The organism is Aquifex pyrophilus, assembly GCF_054656935.1.
Window position 1 is genome coordinate 83,793 of record NZ_BAAHXJ010000005.1, and the last position, 18,148, is coordinate 101,940.

At 45.9% G+C, this 18,148-nt stretch carries 24 protein-coding genes; 11 read left to right on the forward strand and 13 right to left on the reverse strand.

Features of this window, described 5'->3' with window-relative positions:
• The first annotated feature begins 3 nt into the window (after window positions 1–3).
• Genes tagD through ACYQZ0_RS04035 form a run of 3 tightly spaced genes read left to right on the forward strand, consistent with a single transcriptional unit; the run spans window position 4 to window position 1,865 of the window.
• The gene (tagD, locus tag ACYQZ0_RS04025; RefSeq protein ID WP_459775316.1) at window positions 4–486 is read left to right on the forward strand and encodes a glycerol-3-phosphate cytidylyltransferase; all 483 of its coding nucleotides are present in this window, start codon (window positions 4–6) and stop codon (window positions 484–486) included.
• Between the two features lie 21 nt (window positions 487–507).
• Entirely contained in the window at window positions 508–912 is a 405-nt protein-coding gene (locus ACYQZ0_RS04030; RefSeq protein WP_459775317.1) for a hypothetical protein, read from the forward strand.
• The gene (locus ACYQZ0_RS04035) at window positions 909–1,865 is read left to right on the forward strand and encodes a tRNA dihydrouridine synthase (RefSeq protein WP_459775318.1); all 957 of its coding nucleotides are present in this window, start codon (window positions 909–911) and stop codon (window positions 1,863–1,865) included. The genes ACYQZ0_RS04030 and ACYQZ0_RS04035 overlap by 4 nt, the downstream gene beginning before the upstream one ends.
• Here ACYQZ0_RS04035 and ACYQZ0_RS04040 read toward each other — a convergent pair.
• From ACYQZ0_RS04040 to ACYQZ0_RS04060, 5 genes are read right to left on the reverse strand one after another with little or no spacing between them, the layout of a single operon-like run.
• Window positions 1,851–2,318: a rhodanese-like domain-containing protein gene (locus tag ACYQZ0_RS04040; protein ID WP_459775319.1), complete on the reverse strand. Its 468-nt coding sequence runs from the start codon at window positions 2,316–2,318 to the stop codon at window positions 1,851–1,853. The genes ACYQZ0_RS04035 and ACYQZ0_RS04040 overlap by 15 nt on opposite strands.
• Before the next feature lie 32 nt (window positions 2,319–2,350).
• Window positions 2,351–3,127 (reverse strand): prepilin peptidase, encoded by a 777-nt coding sequence (locus tag ACYQZ0_RS04045; RefSeq protein ID WP_459775320.1) that lies wholly within the window; start codon window positions 3,125–3,127, stop codon window positions 2,351–2,353.
• Complete coding sequence (secF, locus tag ACYQZ0_RS04050; RefSeq protein WP_459775321.1) at window positions 3,127–3,981, reverse strand: protein translocase subunit SecF; 855 nt, start codon at window positions 3,979–3,981, stop codon at window positions 3,127–3,129. Before secF ends, ACYQZ0_RS04045 begins: the two co-directional genes overlap by 1 nt.
• Window positions 3,978–4,577, reverse strand: a complete 600-nt coding sequence (hpf, locus tag ACYQZ0_RS04055) for a ribosome hibernation-promoting factor, HPF/YfiA family (RefSeq protein WP_459775322.1) — start codon at window positions 4,575–4,577, stop codon at window positions 3,978–3,980. Before hpf ends, secF begins: the two co-directional genes overlap by 4 nt.
• A complete protein-coding gene (locus tag ACYQZ0_RS04060) occupies window positions 4,574–4,846 on the reverse strand; it encodes a hypothetical protein (RefSeq protein WP_459775323.1) in 273 nt (90 codons plus the stop codon). The genes hpf and ACYQZ0_RS04060 overlap by 4 nt, the downstream gene beginning before the upstream one ends.
• Before the next feature lie 22 nt (window positions 4,847–4,868).
• Here ACYQZ0_RS04060 and ACYQZ0_RS04065 point away from each other — a divergent pair, with 22 nt between their 5' ends.
• Both ACYQZ0_RS04065 and ACYQZ0_RS04070 read left to right on the forward strand, forming a co-directional pair.
• Window positions 4,869–5,753, forward strand: a complete 885-nt coding sequence (locus ACYQZ0_RS04065; RefSeq protein ID WP_459775324.1) for a universal stress protein — start codon at window positions 4,869–4,871, stop codon at window positions 5,751–5,753.
• Window positions 5,746–7,383: a tetratricopeptide repeat protein gene (locus tag ACYQZ0_RS04070; RefSeq protein WP_459775325.1), complete on the forward strand. Its 1,638-nt coding sequence runs from the start codon at window positions 5,746–5,748 to the stop codon at window positions 7,381–7,383. Before ACYQZ0_RS04065 ends, ACYQZ0_RS04070 begins: the two co-directional genes overlap by 8 nt.
• Before the next feature lie 5 nt (window positions 7,384–7,388).
• Here ACYQZ0_RS04070 and ACYQZ0_RS04075 read toward each other — a convergent pair whose 3' ends face one another.
• Genes ACYQZ0_RS04075 through ACYQZ0_RS04095 form a run of 5 tightly spaced genes read right to left on the reverse strand, consistent with a single transcriptional unit; the run spans window position 7,389 to window position 10,234 of the window.
• Complete coding sequence (locus tag ACYQZ0_RS04075; RefSeq protein WP_459775326.1) at window positions 7,389–7,853, reverse strand: methylated-DNA--[protein]-cysteine S-methyltransferase; 465 nt, start codon at window positions 7,851–7,853, stop codon at window positions 7,389–7,391.
• Complete coding sequence (locus ACYQZ0_RS04080) at window positions 7,810–7,998, reverse strand: hypothetical protein (RefSeq protein WP_459775327.1); 189 nt, start codon at window positions 7,996–7,998, stop codon at window positions 7,810–7,812. Before ACYQZ0_RS04080 ends, ACYQZ0_RS04075 begins: the two co-directional genes overlap by 44 nt.
• Window positions 7,999–8,035: 37 nt before the next feature.
• Window positions 8,036–8,902, reverse strand: coding sequence for an ROK family protein (locus tag ACYQZ0_RS04085; RefSeq protein WP_459775328.1), 867 nt, complete (start codon window positions 8,900–8,902; stop codon window positions 8,036–8,038).
• On the reverse strand, window positions 8,895–9,302 hold the full coding sequence (locus ACYQZ0_RS04090; RefSeq protein ID WP_459775329.1) for a hypothetical protein: 408 nt from the start codon (window positions 9,300–9,302) through the stop codon (window positions 8,895–8,897). Before ACYQZ0_RS04090 ends, ACYQZ0_RS04085 begins: the two co-directional genes overlap by 8 nt.
• Window positions 9,293–10,234, reverse strand: coding sequence for a magnesium transporter CorA family protein (locus tag ACYQZ0_RS04095; protein ID WP_459775330.1), 942 nt, complete (start codon window positions 10,232–10,234; stop codon window positions 9,293–9,295). Before ACYQZ0_RS04095 ends, ACYQZ0_RS04090 begins: the two co-directional genes overlap by 10 nt.
• Window positions 10,235–10,293: 59 nt before the next feature.
• Here ACYQZ0_RS04095 and ACYQZ0_RS04100 point away from each other — a divergent pair, with 59 nt between their 5' ends.
• The 6 genes from ACYQZ0_RS04100 to rtcA are packed head-to-tail and all read left to right on the forward strand — an operon-like array spanning window position 10,294 to window position 14,955.
• Window positions 10,294–11,601 (forward strand): homoserine dehydrogenase, encoded by a 1,308-nt coding sequence (locus ACYQZ0_RS04100; protein WP_459775331.1) that lies wholly within the window; start codon window positions 10,294–10,296, stop codon window positions 11,599–11,601.
• An 11-nt stretch (window positions 11,602–11,612) separates the two neighbouring features.
• Window positions 11,613–11,948 (forward strand): MTH1187 family thiamine-binding protein, encoded by a 336-nt coding sequence (locus tag ACYQZ0_RS04105; RefSeq protein WP_459775332.1) that lies wholly within the window; start codon window positions 11,613–11,615, stop codon window positions 11,946–11,948.
• Entirely contained in the window at window positions 11,945–12,847 is a 903-nt protein-coding gene (gene argB, locus ACYQZ0_RS04110) for an acetylglutamate kinase (RefSeq protein WP_459775333.1), read from the forward strand. The genes ACYQZ0_RS04105 and argB overlap by 4 nt, the downstream gene beginning before the upstream one ends.
• 21 nt (window positions 12,848–12,868) lie before the next feature.
• Window positions 12,869–13,186 carry a cupin domain-containing protein gene (locus ACYQZ0_RS04115; RefSeq protein WP_459775334.1) on the forward strand — a complete coding sequence of 106 codons (318 nt, stop codon included), beginning with the start codon at window positions 12,869–12,871 and terminating at the stop codon, window positions 13,184–13,186.
• A gap of 55 nt (window positions 13,187–13,241) precedes the next feature.
• Entirely contained in the window at window positions 13,242–13,883 is a 642-nt protein-coding gene (gene yaaA, locus ACYQZ0_RS04120) for a peroxide stress protein YaaA (protein ID WP_459775335.1), read from the forward strand.
• A gap of 1 nt (window position 13,884) precedes the next feature.
• Window positions 13,885–14,955, forward strand: coding sequence for an RNA 3'-terminal phosphate cyclase (gene rtcA, locus ACYQZ0_RS04125; protein WP_459775336.1), 1,071 nt, complete (start codon window positions 13,885–13,887; stop codon window positions 14,953–14,955).
• Here rtcA and thyX read toward each other — a convergent pair.
• Genes thyX through dnaA form a run of 3 tightly spaced genes read right to left on the reverse strand, consistent with a single transcriptional unit; the run spans window position 14,948 to window position 18,067 of the window.
• Window positions 14,948–15,898, reverse strand: a complete 951-nt coding sequence (gene thyX, locus ACYQZ0_RS04130; RefSeq protein WP_459775337.1) for an FAD-dependent thymidylate synthase — start codon at window positions 15,896–15,898, stop codon at window positions 14,948–14,950. The genes rtcA and thyX overlap by 8 nt on opposite strands.
• Window positions 15,895–16,851, reverse strand: coding sequence for a tRNA modification radical SAM protein MnmL/YtqA (gene mnmL / locus ACYQZ0_RS04135; protein ID WP_459775338.1), 957 nt, complete (start codon window positions 16,849–16,851; stop codon window positions 15,895–15,897). The genes thyX and mnmL overlap by 4 nt, the downstream gene beginning before the upstream one ends.
• Window positions 16,852–16,873: 22 nt before the next feature.
• Complete coding sequence (gene dnaA, locus ACYQZ0_RS04140; RefSeq protein ID WP_459775339.1) at window positions 16,874–18,067, reverse strand: chromosomal replication initiator protein DnaA; 1,194 nt, start codon at window positions 18,065–18,067, stop codon at window positions 16,874–16,876.
• Window positions 18,068–18,148 lie beyond the last annotated feature (81 nt).

Below are 18,148 nucleotides of genomic sequence, written 5' to 3' on the forward strand. Positions count from 1 at the left end.
AGAATGAAAAAGGGAAAGGTGGTTATAACTTACGGAACTTTTGATTTATTCCATATAGGACACCTTAACCTCCTCAAGAGGGCAAAGGCACTGGGAGACTACCTGATAGTGGGCGTCTCAACGGACGAGTTTAACGAGATAAAGGGAAAGAAATCCGTTTATCCCTACGAGCACAGGGCTGAGATTGTCCGCTCAATTAAATACGTTGACCTCGTAATACCCGAGAGAAACTGGGAACAGAAGGTAGAGGACATTAAGAAGTATAACGTTGACGTATTCGTGATGGGCGATGACTGGAAGGGAAAGTTTGATTACCTAAAAGAATACTGCGAGGTCGTTTACCTTCCGAGAACCCAGGGCATATCAACGACTGAGCTGAAAGACGCACTTCTCAGGCTCTCAAGCATCCTTGAGGAGGACATAATAAAGGTTCTTGAGATAATAGCAAAGGGAAGGAATGGACTCATAGAAATACTGAAGGATTAAGGAGGTGGAAAGATGGAACAGATGGCTACCTTTTTGCTGAATCCGCTAAAGAACAAGAAGGTATGGGCTGTTATGACACCCGACGGGGAGCTTTTCTACGACATAGTATCGGTGAAGAGGGCTCAGTTCTGCATGGAGGAGAACGAACAGTTCTGGCTGAACCCTTACGGAGGGGCTTACCAGTGGGATACGAAGGTATCGGAGCCCTACGAGGCGGAGTTCGTTCACTTCAAGAAGGAAGCCCAGCAGTATATGTGTATCTTTGACCTCCATGAGGCGGACCTCCAGTATATAGACTACGACCCCGTGACGGGGGAGCTCCTCTTTAACGAGGAGGAGCTCAGGAAAAAGCTCGATGAGAAGAACTTTGAAGAGTTTAAAAGGTTCATGAACGAGCTATGGGGATACATTAAAGAAGAGGTATGAGGTTCAGGAAGGGAGAGGTCATCTTAGCTCCGATGGCCTCTTACACCCATTCCGCCTTCAGGAGGCTTTGCAGAAGACTTGGAGCGGACAGAACCTACACCGAGCTTATAAGTGCGGTCGGCATACTCAGAAACGGAATTCCCATTAAATACGCTTATTTCACCGATGAGGAGAGACCCATACACGTCCAGATATTCGGAAGCAATCCCGAAGAGATAGCGAGGGCTTCCGAAATTGTGGCAAGGGAGCTTAAGCCCGACTTTATAGACATAAATTTCGGGTGTTCCGTTCCTAAGGTTCTCAGGAACAAGGCTGCCGGGTATATGCTTAAGTGCCCTCCCCTTATGGGTGAGGTGGTAAGGGAAACCGTTGAGGCCTTAAAACCTTACGGCATTCCCGTATCCGCAAAGATAAGGCTCGGATTTGAAGAGGACCAGCTTGAGAAAATTGTTGAGGAGCTTCAGAAAGGGGGAGTTTCCCTCATAGCCATTCACGCAAGAACCGCAAAGCAGGGCTTCAGCGGGAAAGCAAACTGGAAGAGGATAAAGGAAGCAAAAAAACTCTCAAGCGTCCCCATAATCGGGAGCGGGGACGTTAAGAACTGGAGGGATATTGAAGCTATGTTTGAGGAAACCGATTGCGACGGTGTTATGGTAGGAAGGGCAGCCCTCTCAAACCCATGGATATTTAAAGAGTTCAAGGAGAAAAGGGACCTAAAGATAGGTTTAAAAGAGAGAATAGATTTTATCCTTGAAGAGCTATCCATGATGACCGAATACATGAGTAGGGAAAAGGCCTGTGCGGAGATTAAATCCCAAATCGTTCAGATACTAAAAGGAGTTCCCAACTCAAGGGAGCTCAAGACCTACATCGTTAGGGCGGAAAACTGCAAGGAGCTATTAAAGAGGTTAGAAGAGGCAAAGGAAAAGGAAAAAGAATTACTTTATACCTAAGGTTGTTTTGGGTGTTACGTAGTCCGCAAGGCCTGCTATACCACCTTTTAGTGCGTAAACGTTGTCAAATCCCGCACTCCTGAGAGCAAAGGTTGCCGCTATCGCCCTTGCCCCTGAGTGGCATATAACGATAACCTTCTTATCCCTCGGTATCTTCTTCAGGTTTTCGGGATTGAAGAGCTTGTCCATGGGTATGTGCATGCTGTTTTTGTAAGTGAGTCCAACTATGGAAGCCTCAGCGTCAGTCCTTATATCGAGGAGAACAACATCCTCTCCCTTCTTAATCATCTCAACGACCTGCTTTGGCGTTACCCTGCAGGGGGATTTTGCAAGGTTTTCCTGAGTAAACTGGCTGAACATCCTGTCATACTTCTTTACGAGTTCCTGGTCAACCGCCTGGGAAAATCCCACAAATCCGAGAACAAGCAGTACGGAAGCTACATACTTCCTCATCTTTCCACCTCCCGTAAGTTATCAATTACTAATTATATCACTATATTTGCATATCCTAAAAAGCTCAGGATTTCTTCCTTAAAGAGAACACCGATGAAAGCTCCGAGGGAAAGGAAAGGGCCGAAGGGAACAGCAAAGTTAAAGGACCTGTGTTTAATTACGAGGGGGATAACGTAAAGAAGTCCGATAAAGCTCCCTATAAAGAGGGCGCTGAACACCCCGTAAATGCCCGTCGCACTTCCTATAAATCCGAGAAGGATAACGTCTCCCAGCCCTATACCCTCAATCTTTCTTATCTTCACGTAGTAAAGGTATATGAGAAGAGGGATGATAACGCCAACACCTACCCCGACAAAGCTTTCAAGAGGCGTTATATCCTTTCTGAATGGGGAGAGAGCAAGAGAGATTATCGTTCCTCCTATGCTTATCTGAGGGGGAATTATGAAGTGGAACCAGTCTATCAGGGATATAACGAGAAGTGCGGAAAAGAAGAAGTAATAAAAAACTCCCTCAAGGGTCAGCCCCCACCTGTAGTAAGAAAGAACCGCAAGAAGTCCCGAGGAGAGTTCAACCAGCGGATACCTTATAGATATCTTCTCACCGCAGTACCTGCACCTTCCCCTTAGCAGAAAGAAGGAAAGGAGGGGAATGTTGTCATACCACCTTATTCGCTGTTTACAATGGGGGCAGTGGGAAGGGGGGTAAAGTATGGATACGTTTCTCGGAAGCCTGTAAATGAGGACATTGTAAAAACTTCCAAGTATCAGGCCCACGACAAAAAGGGAAAGGTATATTAAAGCTTCCTCCATCAAGCGGGCTGAACCTCTCTCTTCAGAATTTTTGTTATATCAAGGACAAAGGAAGAGGCGACAAACACCGAGGAATAGGTTCCAACGATTACGCCAACAACGAAGGCAAACATAATGTTTGATAGGGCATGACCTCCCAGAATAAACAATGCAAGGGCTGTGGCTAGCGTGGTTAGAGAGGTCATTATCGTTCTTGAGAGGGTTTGATTTACCGAGAGGTTCATAACCTCTTCAAGGGTGAAGCCCTTTCTCTTTCTCAGGTTTTCCCTAATCCTGTCAAATATAACGACTGTGTCCGCAACGGAATAACCCGCAACTATGAGAATGGCGGATACAACCTCAAGGTTAACCTCCCTCTGAGTTATTGAGTAGGCGCCCACAACCGCTATGACGTCGTGGGCGAGGGCAAGTATCGCACCCACTCCCCAAAGGGGCTGAAATCTGAGACCGAGGTATAGGAGTATGCCTCCGAGGGCTGTAAGTATGGCAAAGACGGCCTTTCTTCTCAGTTCCTCGCTAACAACGCCGCTTATTTTTTCCTTCCTTATGAGTTCGTATTTACCGAGCTCAGAAAGAAGCTTCTCAATACCTTCTTCTTTTTTAACCTTGATTATGAAGTTCCCTTCCTTCGTTTCCTGAAGGAGAAAACCCTTTAATCCCTTTTCCTTTAAAAACTTTCTCAGTTCTGAAATATCAATTCTTTTCTCAAACCTCACCTCGTAGAGAATCCCGCCAGTGAAGTCAAGGCCGAGGTTCAAGCCCCTGAAGCCGAGGGAAAGAACGCTCAGTAGTATTATGAGAGAGGACACGAGGTAAGCGAGCTTCCTGAACTTCAGGAAATTTATTTCCTTCATAGATACTTACATCCCGTTGAGATGAGGCCGTAGTTTCCGCCCCTTTTTCTGTATAGTATCTTCAGCTGTCCGTCCGCTATGTCCACGAAGGGAATGAAGTAAGCGTGCTGTTCCTCAAGTTCCGCCTTTGCATCCTCAACGCTCATCGGCTTATCAACTACGAGCTCCTCCTCAACTATCTCAGGTCTTTCCCTCTCTTCGGGAGCGGTTACCGCTTCGTGGAGCTGTTCCTTGAACTTTCTCGCTTCCCTAATCCACTCATGCCTTCTCTGCTTCAGCTTTACGAGCTGTTTTTCAAGCTCGTCAAGGGCTTTATCTATTGCGGTAAAGACGTCGGTATCCTCCTCCCAGGCGTGTATTGCCCCGTGGGGGAGGTTCTTCAGATAAAGGTGCATATCAACCCTGTAAAAGGTGGGGATGCTATCTCCGGCAAAGTCCTTCTGTCTTGCCCTCGTTGAGGATATGGCAACTATAGCCTCAACCTCGTCCTCACCCACCTCCTTCAAATATCTCTTAAACCTGTTTAACTTACTTTCAATAATAGCCTTCATAGCGTCGCTGATATGAACGTCAACACCCCTATACTCTATGTTCATCTTTTCTCCTCCTTATATTCTTTCCAAACTCTATTATCAACGATTACTCGTATTTTTTCAACGTCCCTCTCAACCCTTACCCTGTCCTTCACTATAACCTGAGTGCATATCTTTCCCCTCTCCCTCTCAAGGTAAACGTATGCCTCATTTCCCTTCCTTTCTACGCTCTTCACAAAATAACAGGGGGAGGGCTTCTCTATAACAACATCCTTGTAAGCCCCCGAGCACGAGAGAACACCGCTCAAGAAAAGTAAACCAAGCTTGTCCATAATCTATTAACATATACTTTAAATGAGACTCCTCGTTCCAGTTGACTTCTCGGATATAACAAACCCGCTCCTCCGAACGGTGAAGAGAGTAAAGGAAAAGATAAGCTCAGAAATTCACCTCCTCCACGTAATACCACCCATCGTTTACCTCCCCTATCCCGAGACGATGGGAGTAAGCGTGATAGATATAGAAACCCTTGAGAGAATTGAAGAGGAGAAAAGGAGGGAAGCGGAGGAAAAACTTCATGCGTTAAAGGATTTCCTCGGAAAGGAAAGCGTATATACACACGTTGAGCTCGGAGACCCTGCGGATACGATACTTGAGTATGAGGACAGGATAAAGCCCGACCTCGTGTTTCTCGGGGGGCATAAAAAGAGCCTCGTTGAGAAAATTCTCATAGGTTCTACAACCGAGAAGGTTGTGAAGCACGGGAAAGTTAGCGACTTCGTAATCAAGGGAAGCGAGGTTGAGTTTAATAAAAGCGTGGTTATAGCCTACGATTTTTCAGAAACGAGCCAGAAAGCGGTTGAGTTCTCCCTAAAGTTCCTTAAGCCCTTCGGTGTTAACGTCAAGATAATTCACGTGGAAGAGCCCTTTAACCTGCCCGTCGTTGATACCCTGAAAAAGAAATTTGAAGAGAAGTTCAGGGAGGAGAAGAAGAAGCTCCTTCAGGAGCTGAAGGATAGGTTTGAGAGGGAAGGACTTAAAACCGAAGTTATTTACACCGAAGGCAAGAACCCCGTTGATGAGATAGCGGGATACGTGAACGGAGATGAAGAAGTTGAGCTCCTAATCATAGGTTCCAAGGGGCTTTCGGGACTCAAGAGGATAATCCTCGGGAACACCGCAACAAAACTCCTCGGAAAACTCAATAAACCTGTTTTAATATATAAGGTCAATGAATAAGCTGGTAATTCTTCTCTCGGTGTTTGGCCTTAGCTTCTCAAATCCCTATTACGATGCCCTTATGTGTTCTTACCTCCTTGAGCGTCCGAAGGAGGCAAAGGAATACTGCTACAAAGCCCTTGAGGAGTTTAACTCACCCGAGCTTTATAAGGATTTAATAAGGATACTCATAAAGGAGAAGAATTACGGGGAAGCCCAAAGGCTCGCAAGGGAGTTCTTAAGGCACTTCCCAAACGAAGAGGACGCATACCTGTATCTTTACAACGTCTATAAAATCCTCGGAAAGGATAAGGAAGCCCTAAAGGTTATAGAGGAAGCTTACAAATCCTTTCCGTATGACTCCCGAATACTCCTCTTCCTCATAGACGAATACCTGAAGGGAAAGGACAGGAGAAAGGCAAAGAAGCTCCTCCTTGATTACATAAAGCTGAACCCGGACACCCCTCTTCCCTACTACCTCCTCGGAAGGATATACCTGATGGAGGGAAACACCTTAAAAGGTGTTGAGTATTTTGAGAAAGCCCTTGAGATTCAGAAAAACTACACACCCGCGGTAATATCCCTTGGGAAGATATACGAAAGGGAGAGGAGGTTTAAGGAAGCGGAGGAACTATACAGGGAAGCCCTGAAACAGAATCCCAATAACAAGACCATCCTTGAGAAACTCGCAAAGCTATACACCGCATCCGGGAAACTCCTTGAGGCTAAAAGGATATACGAGAAACTCCTGAGGCTCTCACCCCAGAACCCGAACTACAGGCTTGAGTATGCCCTAATACTCCTCTCAACGGGGGAGTATAAAAAAGCTAAAGAGATTCTTGAGAACCTTTACTACACCTATCCCGACAACCCGAACGTTGCCTTTTCCTATGGGATATCCCTTGAGGCAAACGGGGAGTTTGAGAAAGCGGAAAAAATTTACGAGAGTCTGCTGAACAAGTTCCCGAACAATCCGAAGGTAATAGAAAGACTTGCAGGTGTATATATTGAGCTCGGAAGATTTGATGAAGCAAAAAGGCTGATAGATAAGGGAAAGATAATATCCCTTGATAAGAAGCCCTTTCTTCTCCTGGAAGCGGAGTATTACATAGAGAGAAAGAAATACAGAAAAGCTCTTGAGGTTTTAAAGGAACTTGAAAAGATTGACCCGGAAAATCCGAGAGTCTATTTCCTGAAGGCTATAGCCTATGACAACCTCGGGGATTACGAGAATGCGGAAAAGAGCTTGAGGGAAGCGATAAAGAGGGACCCGGAAAACCCCGATTACTACAACTATCTCGGTTATTCCCTCCTCCTCTGGTATGGAAAGGAAAGAGTTGATGAAGCGGAAAGACTGATAAGGAAAGCCCTTGAGAAAGACCCTGACAACCCCGCATACCTTGACAGCTTGGGATGGGTTTACTACCACAGGGGCGATTACGAGAGGGCTATGTTTTACCTCCTTAAAGCCCTCAGGATGGTTTACGACGACCCCGTCGTTAACGAGCACGTGGGGGACGTCCTCCTCAAGATGGGGTTCAAAAAAGAGGCAAAGAGGTATTACGAGAAGGCTCTGAAGCTCCTTGAGAAAGGAAAGGAAGGAGAAAGGGGACAGAAAGAAAGACTTCTTAAGAAGTTAAGAGAGCTCTAAGAAGGTTAAAAGACTATTCTATGACCCTCGTGTCTCAGAAGTTCTCTCTTTATATCCACTCCTGCGGAATAACCGCCCAATCCTTTTTTTGATAAAACCCTGTGGCAGGGAATTATTACGGGAAAGGGGTTTATTTTCATGCAGAAGGCAACAAATCTCGGGTGAACGCCGAGAGTCCTTCCAAGCTCCCCGTAAGTTATAACGTTTCCAAACACAACCTTTTCCTTTAGGAAAAGGTAAACTCTATAACATCGGTTGTCGGGACTGATATCAAGATGGTCAAGGGGTATATCTATATCACCCTTTCCGAGGAAGTAGTTCTTAAACTCCTCAAGAACCGTGTTATTTTTTTCCTTTACAACTTCCGTTCTTATTACCTTTTTTGAGACAAGGATTAAGAGCGAGAGGGAAGGGGTGAGAGCTGTTTTAACATATCTTGGGCTCGCAGTCGTGCTGGTCGGACTCCTCAAGGAGTATGCATTCCTCACACATCTTACCGCCGGGCGGTCTTGTCGCTCCGCACCAGGTTTCGTAATCCTCCGTGGGATAGTTTGGGCATTTCGTGCAAAAATGCCACTCATCGCTTCCCTTCTTCTTCCTATACTCAATAATCATCTTTCCACCTCCCTGGTTTTCTAAGAAAAAATTTACACTACTCCTTAAGTTTTTTCAATGCGTAAGCAAGGGCTCCCCTCGCTCCCATGAACTCACCGGCTTTTGAAAACCGTATCTCAACACAGGAGGAGGGAAGGCTTTCCGAGATTTCCTTAACTCTTTTGGGAATATCCTTAAGGAGTTCTCCCATGGTTTGAACAACCCCTCCCGCAAGGACTATCCTGTCGGGATTAAATATATGAACCATGCTCATAAGACCGACGCTCAGGTAATCCTTAAAGAGCCTGACAACCTCAAGGGCTTCTTTTTCCCCCTCCTTTGCCCTCTCTATTATCTCGTAATCTTTCAGCTCCTCACCCTTTAGTTTCTTATACTCCCTTTCAATTCCGTAGGAAGAGCAGTAAGCCTCCCAGCACCCCTTTCTTCCGCAGTTACATACCTCCCCGTCCTTCCTGATTATGTGGTGTCCTATCTCAAGGGCACTCCCGCAGACACCGAAAAAAACCTCACCCTTGTAAACAAGTCCTCCTCCGAGTCCCGTTCCCACCGCAACGAGGAGAAGTATATCGCTGTCCCTGTTGTCGTAATACCACTCCCCGAAAGCCCCGAGGCTAACGTCGTTCCCGACGACGAAGGGAATACTCGTTTCCCCCAGAAGCTCCCTGAAATCAACTCCGTCAAGGTTCGGTATGTTGGGGGATTTGTAAACCTTCCCCTCAAGGGAGGTAAAGCCCGCAACCGCTATGCCGACACCCGCAGGATTCCCTTCTTTAACAACCTCTTTAATCTTATTGAGGAGCTTTTCCTTGTCGTTCTTAATGTCCCTTATGTAGTGCTTCTCACTCCTTCCGTCTTCCCAGAGAACCTTTATGAACGTTCCCCCGATATCTATTCCCTTAATCATAATCTATAAGGATAACCCTAAAGGTCTCCCCTTCCCATATGCCCACGAGGCTCAGCCTTCCCTCGCTCAGCTTTATCCTGTATATAAACTCCCCGTCTTTCGGGATGAACTCCTTCGCTATCACATTTTTACCCGCGGTTTTTGAGCAAATTTCTTCAAACTCAAGAACTTTACCGAGCAAGCCCTTATGTATGTGGGGAATTACCTCAACGAACATCTCCTCACAGTTTTCGGATACGAGAACCTTAAGAACTTTTTCCATAACGCTCTTTGCGTAAAACCTTTTTTCGTGTTCCTTGTAAAGTATGAAGAAGGTAATTATGAAGGGATAGGAGAAGGTGAGAAGAATTGTGAAGGCGAGAACGAAGTCCTCAAGGGCTATTTTTCTTTTCAGAGCCATCCCTTTCTCCTCACCCAGAAGAGAAGAACCGCTGTTGTGAAAACCATCAAAAAGAGGGAGTAGGGGTATCCGTACTTCCAGTCAAGCTCGGGCATATACTTGAAGTTCATACCGAATATGCTCGCTATGAGCGTTGCGGGGAGGAAGATTGTTGCGAGAACGGTAAAGACTTTTACAGCCTCGTTCTGCCTTATAGTTATGAGTCCGAGGAGGGAGTTCTGTATGCTGTCAATCTTTTCCATGTAAAAGGATGTGTAATCGAGCAGTGTGGTAAGGTCGTCGTATATGACCCTTAGGTCCTTCTTAGTGTGGGCGTTTATTATAGAGCTTTTGAGGGCTTTGCTTATCACCCTTAACTTCTCGTTTATGCTTTCCCTTATGGTTATGTTTAACTCGTCGTAAAAGGCAAGGTCCCTTATCATCTCTTCGGACTGCTCTATAAACATCTGTCTCCATATGTCCTTTATCTTGTTTCCGAGAACCTCAAGTCTGTCCCCGAGCCTGTCAACCTCTATGCCGAGTATTTCCGCAAAAAGGCTCTCGGGAAACTGGTAAAACTCCTTGTGGAAGTTAACCCTGTTCTTAAAAAGCATTATTGAGGGTATATCCCTGTACCTAACGGTTACGAAGTATTTCTCCTTTATGTAGAAAACGACGGGTTCAACCGCTATCTCCTCCTTCTGGAGGATTACGAAGGATAAGGTTATCTCAAGGAAGTTGTTTCCCTCTATGTATTTGGAGCTTATCTCTATGTCTCCGAGTATCTCTTTCGGGGGCATGCTGAATCCTATTTTTTCTCGGATAAAGTTAATCTCCTCCTCGGTTGGGTTGAAGAGGTCAAACCATACTATAAACTTTCCCTCATATTCAGGCAGTTCTTCCCTGTCTATTTCCTCAAAACCCTTGAAGGTGTTTACGTATATCTTTATCACACTCAATATTTTAAAACCCCCGTGTTGTTGCATTCCGAAAAATGGGGGATAATTCTCTTATGCAAAGCCTTAAGGTGGGCATAGTCGGTTGCGGAACTGTGGGAACGGGAACGGTAAAGCTCCTTATACAAAACAGGGAAGTAATAAGGAAGAAAACGGGGATTGATTTTGAACTCGTTAAGGTTGCGGACCTAGACTGGGAGAGGGAGAGGGAGTTTGAGGTTCCTAAGGAGCTCAGAACTACCGATTACCGAGAAGTTCTTGAGAGCTCGGACATAGTGGTTGAGCTTGTTGGAGGAAAGGAGTTTGCAAAGAAGCTCATTCTTGAAGCCCTTGATAGGGGAAAGTGTGTGGTTACGGCCAATAAGCACCTCCTTGCGGAGGAGGGAAGGGAGATATTTGAAAAGGCTCAAAAGAATAACCTTTACCTGGGCTTTGAGGCCTCGGTGGGAGGAGGTATTCCCGTTATAAAAGCACTTAGGGAAGGACTTTCGGGAAACAGGATTTTATCAATCCTCGGCATACTGAACGGAACAACGAACTACATACTTACGAGAATGTTTGAGGAAAACCTTGATTTTAACGAAGCCCTTGAGGAGGCAAAGAAGAAGGGATATGCCGAAGCGGACCCGACACTTGACGTGGGGGGATGGGACGCGGCCCACAAGATAGCCATACTCTCCATGCTCGCATACGGGGGATACCTTGATTTTAATGAGATATACGTTGAAGGAATAACGAACGTTGAGAGGCTGGACGTTGAGCTCGGAAAAGAGCTCGGATACACCTTAAAGCTCCTTGCAATAGCCAAAAAAGTTGACTCGGAGGTTGAGATAAGGGTTCATCCCACCTTTATACACTCGGAGGAAGCTCTTGCGAAGGTTTCGGGCGTTTACAACGCAGTTATGATAGAGGGGGACTTCGTAGGGAAGACAATGTTCTACGGGCAAGGGGCAGGTTCTCACCCCACAGCTTCCGCGGTTGTTTCTGACATAATAGACGCGGGAAGGTTTATCCTTTGCGGTGGAAGGGAAAGACTCCTAATAAACTGGGACAGGGATAGGCTGAAGGTAAGGAGGAACTTTTACTCCCGTTATTACCTCCGTTTTGACGTTCCAGACAAACCCGGTGTTCTCGCAAAAATAGCCAACGTCCTTGCGAATTACAACATAAGCATAGCTTCCGTTCTTCAGAAGGAGATGGTTTGTAAGATAGCGGGAAGAGAAGGGGAGCCCATTGTTCCCCTCGTTATCCTTACCCACAAGGCTTACGAGAACGACGTTCAGAGGGCCCTATCGGATATAGAGAAACTTCCTGTGGTTGTTGACAAGCCCATTTTAATTCGCGTGGAGGAAGAAGCCTACTAAAATTTATATACATGAGCTTCCTCGTTTTTGTGAGCATGACACCCTTAGGAAAAGGAGAGAGCGTTAGCAAATACGTTGCGAGAGTAGTTGATATAGTTGATAAATCAGGACTTCCCTACGTTCTAACACCGATGGGAACGATAATAGAGGGTGAGGACTGGGACGAGGTGATGAACGTCCTGAAGAAGGGATTTGAGGCCCTCAAGGAGGACTGCGACAGGATTTCCATAACCATGAAGATAGACTACAGGAAGGGAAAGAAGGGAAGGCTTGTCCAAAAGGTTAAATCCGTTCAGGAGAAGCTGGGAAGGGATATAAATATAGCGACCATTCAGGAAGAGAAATGAACGATGCGATAGAGAAGGCAAGAATACTTCAGGAAGCCCTGCCCTACATAAGGGAGTTCCACGGGAAGATATTCGTCATAAAATACGGCGGCTCCGCTATGCACGAGGAGGAGCTGAGGGAGTCCTTCGCCAAGGACGTTGTCCTTTTAAAATACGTGGGTATAAATCCCGTAATAGTTCACGGGGGAGGGCCCCAGATAAGCAAGACATTGGAAGTTTTCGGCATAAAACCGAGGTTCATAAACGGCATAAGGAAAACGGACGAGCTCACTATGCACATAGTTGAGATGGTTCTATCGGGTGATATAAACAAGGACATAGTCGCCCTCATAAACAGGTTCAGCGGAAAGAACATATACGCGGTGGGTCTTTCGGGAAGGGACGGAAGACTTCTGAAAGCTAAAAAGCTTGATAAGGAGAGGTATTTCTCCGAGCTGGGTCTTCCCGTTCCGGAAGAGGATATAGGATACGTTGGTGAGATTACGGACGTGAACGAAGAGCTGATTCATACACTTCTCAGTCATAACTTCATTCCCGTTATAGCACCGATAGGTGTTGGGGAAAAGGGAGAGGCTTACAACATAAACGCGGACATAGCTGCTGCTGAGATAGCGGGAGAACTGAAGGCGGAAAAACTCATCTACCTTACGGACACAAAGGGTGTTAAGGACGAGAGGGGAGAGCTTATATCAACGCTCACAAAGGAGAAGGCGGAAAAACTCATAAGGGAAGGGGTGATAAAAGAGGGAATGATACCGAAAGTGAAGTCCGCACTCAAGGCCCTTGAGAAAGGCGTGAAAAAAGTTCACATAATAGACGGAAGGGTTAAACACTCAATACTCCTTGAAGTATTCACCAAAGAGGGGGTCGGGACGGAAGTTGTAAAGGAAAGTATGTAAACAACCACTTATATTATTCTTATGGCGGAGATAAAGGTTCTTGAGGAAAAGTTCGGAGAAAAGCCGATAAGTGAGCTCGTTTATGAAGACGCAAACGCAAGAGTAATAAGGTTTTACCTGAAAGGGGGACAGGAGATAAAGCCCCACACCTCACCCTCAAGCGTTTTCATAACCGTTCTGAAGGGGAGGCTAATATTCATCTCGGAAAAGGAAGAGGCGGAGGTTTCTCAGGGCTCAACGGTTTTTTACAAACCTGAAGAGCTTCACGGCTTTAGAGCCCTTGAGGATTCCGTGGTTGAAGCAACGATAACACCCAATCCCGCTCTTAGGAGAATTTAATATAATCTTTCTTATGATTTTTTACCTGCTTCCTTCGGAGGGAAAACAATCCTCTATGGACCTGGTCAAGGAAGACCTCTTCTCCCTCTGGGAATCAAAGGAGCACAACAGATTTCCCCAGCTTAACCCCTACAGGGAGGAGCTCATAAAACACTTTAACGTGAGCACCTCTCCCCTCGCTCCTGCCTGGAGGAGGTATAAGGGAAAGTTCTGGGACAGCCTTGAGTTTTGGTGCCTGCCCCCCAAGGTTCAGCAAGATATAAAAGACAAGGGTATTATTCTCTCTCCCCTCTTCGGTATGCTCGGTGTTGAGGACTACATACCCAAATACCACGTATCTTACGGGGACGTATACGGGGGGAAAAAGGTAAAAACCTTCTGGAAGGAGGTTCTGAAAGAAATTACCGAAAACCTCTTAAACGAGGCGGTCGTTTTTGATTTCTTGACCACGGACCAGAGGGAAACGGTGAGCTTTCCCGAGAATGCCAAAGTGGTTAGGTTTGAATACATAAGAAAGGACAAGAAAGTTGTAAACCCAATGCCCCACCGGGCTTACACGCTCCGTTATATAGCGGAGTGGAACGTAAACCTGGAGAACCTTGATAAAATAAACTTCTACGATTACAAGGTTGAGGACGTAAGGGAGGAAGGAAACCTTATAAAGGTGGTTATGAGGGGAGAAGGTAAATACATTTAAAATGGAGTTTCTGGAGCTTGACGGCTCTTACGGAGAGGGCGGAGGTCAGATAGTCCGAACCGCACTTTTTTTAAGCACGCTCCTCAAGATTCCAGTAAGGATATACAACATAAGGGCAAAAAGGGAAAAGCCCGGCTTGAAGAGACAGCATCTAAACATCGTAAAACTTTTAAAGAGGCTCGCAAAGGCTAAGGTAAAGGGGGATGAGCTCGGCTCAACGGAACTTGAATACATACCAAAAAGGCTTAAACCCGGATACTACGAGGTGAATTTTGATACCGCAGGTTCTATAACACTCTTCTTCCAGACTATACTTCCCCTTTCCCTCTTCATTCCCGGCGAGACGGTAATAAAGGTAATAGGGGGGACAGACGTTCCAAAAAGCCCGACTATAGACTGGCTGAGGTTCGTCTTCCTTCCGTACGTTATGAACATTCCCGAGTTTATAAGGATTGAGGTCCTAAAGAGGGGCTTTTATCCCAAAGGAGGGGGAGCGGTTCAGCTGAGCGTAAGGAGTTCCCTGGAGGAAGAAGTAAATGAGGTTTCAAAGATAAGGGAGCTGTTCGGAGAGAGGATAAACCTGAAAAGAACCGAGAGGGGTGATATAAAGAAGATTCACGTATTTTCGGTGGCTCACGAGGAGCTGAGAGAGAGAAAGGTTGCGGAAAGACAGGCAAAGGGAGCGGTTGAAGCCTTGAAGGAGCTCGGTTATCCCGAGCCCGAAGTTTACAGGCAGTATGCACAGGCAAGCTCAATAGGAACGAGTATAACCGTATGGCTTGAGGACACAATGGGTAATATTCTGGGAGCGGATAACCTCGGGAAGAAGGGGAAGCTGGCGGAGGTTGTGGGAGCGGAAGCGGTGAAGAAGCTCCACGAGGATTACTCAACGGGTGCAACAGTTGACACACACCTTGCGGACCATCTCGTTCCCCTTATGGCTATATTCGGTGGAAGCATTAAGGTTCCCCGTTTTACGGGACACCTTCTTACGAATATATGGGTTTGTGAGCAGTTTTTCGGAAAGATATTTGAGGTAAACGAGAAAGAAAAAATTATAAGCGTTAAATGACGTTTTTTTTGTCCGTCCTCCTGTATCCCACCATCTTCTTTATTGCGTTTGCGAACTCCCTTATCTCCTTCTGGGCCCCTTCGTGGGTTCTAAGGGTTATGAAGTTATCAAGGCTTATCCTTGGGACGGTCCAGTAAAACCTCGTTTTCATAAACTGGGGCAAAACACCTCTTGCAAGCTCCTTAGCCCCGCCGGAACTTATTATCCTCTCGTAAAGGCCTATTGACTCGGTTATTAACTTTTTAATCTCATTTATAAATTTCTCACTTTCGGGAATAGGCTCATCAACGGAAGCCTGTTTATTTTTTTCCGCCTGCTTTCTTATATACTCGGGAAGGTAAAACTCAAGAAACTCCGTCCCTACATACCTCTTGGATATCTCGTTGTAGGAGCCAAACCTGTGCCTCATCCATTGCCTTGCAACAAAGAGGGGACACTCAACTACGAAGGTGTAAAAATCCATTTCGGTGCCGAGCTCAAGCTTATCAACTAGTCCTATCCATCCCGATGACGTTTCCCTTCTTTCCTTAACGTAAGCTGTATCCCTCGTATAGGGAATGTTTTTGAGCTCCTCGTCTCCTACTTCTCCCCTTCTCTCAACTATGAAGTAAACGGTGGGAAAACGTTCTTTGACCTTTTCCTTAACATCCTCGGGGAGAAAATCCCAGGCATTTATGGCGTTTCTCAGGTTCAGGAAGATGTATCCCTCCGAGAAGTAAGCCTGAAAGGTTGGATTCTCAACCTTCCGGAGGAGGTTCAGCCAGTCTTCCTTTGTTCCCTCGTATGCTATAACGTTATGCTCAAAGGGCGAGGCATGCCTATGTCTGAAGAGATACCTTATAAGCCTTTTGTCCCTCAGTTCATCGGAATAGGTATCCTTGGCAAAGGATACCCTTGCACACCTTACAACCCTCTGGTCCGAACCCATAAGGTAAATTTTCATGATTGGAAATAATTGTAAAAAGGATACTTCTTCCCCTGATAGCTATTTCTTTTCTCAAGCTCATTCCTTACCGCTTGGATTACCCTGTTTTTATGCTTGTAAGTGCACCACTCGGGAGCGATAAGCCTTTCTTCGTCCGTCTCTCCCGTAATTCTGTGAACAACCATGTTGGGTGGGAGAAGCTCTATAACGTCCGCGCAGTATTCCGCATACTCCTCCAAGGAGAGAACATTAAACTCACCGTTCATATACTGCTTCTCCATAACCGTTCCCCTTATGACGTGAAGGGGGTGTATTTTTATGCCGTCAACGGGAAGGGATGCTATGAGCTTTGCGGTTTCTATGAAGTCCTCCCTTGTTTCCCCGGGAAGCCCTATTATCATGTGGGCGCATACCTTGAGGTTTCTCCTCTTGGTTCTTAGAACCGCATCAACGAAGTCGGAAACCCCGTGCTGTCTGTTTATACGCTTAAGCGTCTCAAAGTTCGCACTCTGGAGTCCGTATTCAACCCACACCTCAAGACCTTTTTTAGCGTATTCCTCAAGGAGGTCAAGAACTTCCTCGGGAACGCAGTCGGGGCGCGTTCCAACGTCTATGCCGACAACGTTCTCAAACTTAAGGGCGGTATCGTAATATCTCTTTAGGGTTTCAAGGTCTCCGTATGTGTTTGTATAGGACTGGAAGTAAACGGTGAAGTATATATCCTCTCCGTACTTCTTCTTTGCCCTCTCTATGCCTTCTTTTATCTGAACCTCAAGGGGAACTATGGGGCTTAGCATAGAGGGTTTTGAGCCGTCATAACAATAAGTACAACCTCCCTTTCCCTTCGTTCCGTCCCTGTTTGGACACGTGAAGGGGAGGGCTACCGTAATCTTTTGAACTCTCTTTCCGTATCTCTCTTTAAAGTAATCCTTCAGGGAGTAGTAAAGCCTTTTTTGGGTTTCCAGCTTCATCTTAAATAAAGATATTTAAGCTCTATAGTTTTTCCATCGCCTGTTTCTCAAGAAAGGCGAGAAGGTGTCTGAACTTCCTGTCCTTCTTCTTTCTCTCCTCAACCTTCCTTATGGCGTGTATTACCGTCGTGTGGTCCTTTCTCCTGAATGCCCTTGCTATCTCTATGAGGCTTGCCCAGCATACCTTCCTGCATAAATACATGGCTACGTGCTTTGCCTCGCTTATTCGCTTGCTCCTTTTGTCCGAGAGAAGCTCCTCCGTCTTCAGGGCGTAGTAGTTGGCAACGAATTCAATAATCTTATCAACCTTGCTTTTTTCCTCTTTCCTTTCGGGAACCGCACTGAGTCCCTTCAGCTTTATGAGTTTTATCCTTCCCTCTATCTCCCTTACGTTTTTCGTGTTTTCCAGAAGGTATTTCACCACTTCGCTTTTGGGTTCTAAGCCGAATTCTTTTAGCTTCTCCCTTATTATTTTGAGCTTCGTTTCCGTATCAAGTTCTATCTCAACGAGTATTCCCCCTTCAAACCTGCTCACGAGTCTGTCGGATACGCCGTTTAGCTTCTGGGGATGCCTGTCGGATGCGAGTATTATCTGCTTCTCAAGGATGTACAGGGTGTTAAATATGTGGAAGAACTCAAGCTGGGTTCTCTCCTTTCCAGAAAGGAACTGAACGTCGTCAAGAAGGAGGAGGTCAACGCTCTTATACCTGTTCCTGAACTCGTTAATCCTTCCTTCCTTCATGTAGTTTACCATCTCGTCCGCAAAATCGTTTGCCGATGAATATATTACGCGGTAGCCCCTCTTTTTGGCTTCGTTGCCTATTGCCTGAAGGAGGTGGGTCTTTCCCGTTCCGACGCTCCCGTAAATGAATACTGGGTTGTATAAGTATCCCAGATTTTCAAGGGCTTCCTTCACAACCTCGTAGGCAAATCTGTTCCCCTTCCCGACGATGAAGTTATCAAAGGTGTATCGGGGGTTTAAGAAGTCCTTTATCTCTTCTTTTTTCCTCTCTTTCTTGTTCTCAATCCTTACCGCTTTTCTGTATTCCTCATCAAGGAAGTTCTCAACTATCGTGTGAAGCCAGCTCTTGTATTCCTCGTCGGGGGCTACGAATACGAAGAAGTTTCCCTCCTTTTTAATCTCAAAGTTCTTGAGGAACTCCCTCGCGTATTCGTCTATGTCTTCAATTTTCTTTATCAGTTCCTTTAGTTCCATTCGTAGGGAAATGATTATGGGGGAGGAAAGGGGGAAAGGGGAGATGAGTTTGCCGAGTCGCTCAAATACTTTTTATACGCA

Excerpts from the sequence above, each read along its gene's own strand:
- tagD (WP_459775316.1), top strand. The coding sequence starts at position 4 with ATGAAAAAGGGAAAGGTGGTTATAACTTACGGAACTTTTGATTTATTC.
- ACYQZ0_RS04030 (WP_459775317.1), top strand. The coding sequence starts at position 508 with ATGGCTACCTTTTTGCTGAATCCGCTAAAGAACAAGAAGGTATGGGCT.
- ACYQZ0_RS04035 (WP_459775318.1), top strand. The coding sequence starts at position 909 with ATGAGGTTCAGGAAGGGAGAGGTCATCTTAGCTCCGATGGCCTCTTAC.
- ACYQZ0_RS04040 (WP_459775319.1), bottom strand. The coding sequence starts at position 2,318 with ATGAGGAAGTATGTAGCTTCCGTACTGCTTGTTCTCGGATTTGTGGGA.
- ACYQZ0_RS04045 (WP_459775320.1), bottom strand. The coding sequence starts at position 3,127 with ATGGAGGAAGCTTTAATATACCTTTCCCTTTTTGTCGTGGGCCTGATA.
- secF (WP_459775321.1), bottom strand. The coding sequence starts at position 3,981 with ATGAAGGAAATAAATTTCCTGAAGTTCAGGAAGCTCGCTTACCTCGTG.
- hpf (WP_459775322.1), bottom strand. The coding sequence starts at position 4,577 with ATGAACATAGAGTATAGGGGTGTTGACGTTCATATCAGCGACGCTATG.
- ACYQZ0_RS04060 (WP_459775323.1), bottom strand. The coding sequence starts at position 4,846 with ATGGACAAGCTTGGTTTACTTTTCTTGAGCGGTGTTCTCTCGTGCTCG.
- ACYQZ0_RS04065 (WP_459775324.1), top strand. The coding sequence starts at position 4,869 with ATGAGACTCCTCGTTCCAGTTGACTTCTCGGATATAACAAACCCGCTC.
- ACYQZ0_RS04070 (WP_459775325.1), top strand. The coding sequence starts at position 5,746 with ATGAATAAGCTGGTAATTCTTCTCTCGGTGTTTGGCCTTAGCTTCTCA.
- ACYQZ0_RS04080 (WP_459775327.1), bottom strand. The coding sequence starts at position 7,998 with ATGATTATTGAGTATAGGAAGAAGAAGGGAAGCGATGAGTGGCATTTT.
- ACYQZ0_RS04085 (WP_459775328.1), bottom strand. The coding sequence starts at position 8,902 with ATGATTAAGGGAATAGATATCGGGGGAACGTTCATAAAGGTTCTCTGG.
- ACYQZ0_RS04090 (WP_459775329.1), bottom strand. The coding sequence starts at position 9,302 with ATGGCTCTGAAAAGAAAAATAGCCCTTGAGGACTTCGTTCTCGCCTTC.
- ACYQZ0_RS04100 (WP_459775331.1), top strand. The coding sequence starts at position 10,294 with ATGCAAAGCCTTAAGGTGGGCATAGTCGGTTGCGGAACTGTGGGAACG.
- ACYQZ0_RS04105 (WP_459775332.1), top strand. The coding sequence starts at position 11,613 with ATGAGCTTCCTCGTTTTTGTGAGCATGACACCCTTAGGAAAAGGAGAG.
- argB (WP_459775333.1), top strand. The coding sequence starts at position 11,945 with ATGAACGATGCGATAGAGAAGGCAAGAATACTTCAGGAAGCCCTGCCC.
- ACYQZ0_RS04115 (WP_459775334.1), top strand. The coding sequence starts at position 12,869 with ATGGCGGAGATAAAGGTTCTTGAGGAAAAGTTCGGAGAAAAGCCGATA.
- yaaA (WP_459775335.1), top strand. The coding sequence starts at position 13,242 with ATGGACCTGGTCAAGGAAGACCTCTTCTCCCTCTGGGAATCAAAGGAG.
- rtcA (WP_459775336.1), top strand. The coding sequence starts at position 13,885 with ATGGAGTTTCTGGAGCTTGACGGCTCTTACGGAGAGGGCGGAGGTCAG.
- thyX (WP_459775337.1), bottom strand. The coding sequence starts at position 15,898 with ATGAAAATTTACCTTATGGGTTCGGACCAGAGGGTTGTAAGGTGTGCA.
- mnmL (WP_459775338.1), bottom strand. The coding sequence starts at position 16,851 with ATGAAGCTGGAAACCCAAAAAAGGCTTTACTACTCCCTGAAGGATTAC.
- dnaA (WP_459775339.1), bottom strand. The coding sequence starts at position 18,067 with ATGGAACTAAAGGAACTGATAAAGAAAATTGAAGACATAGACGAATAC.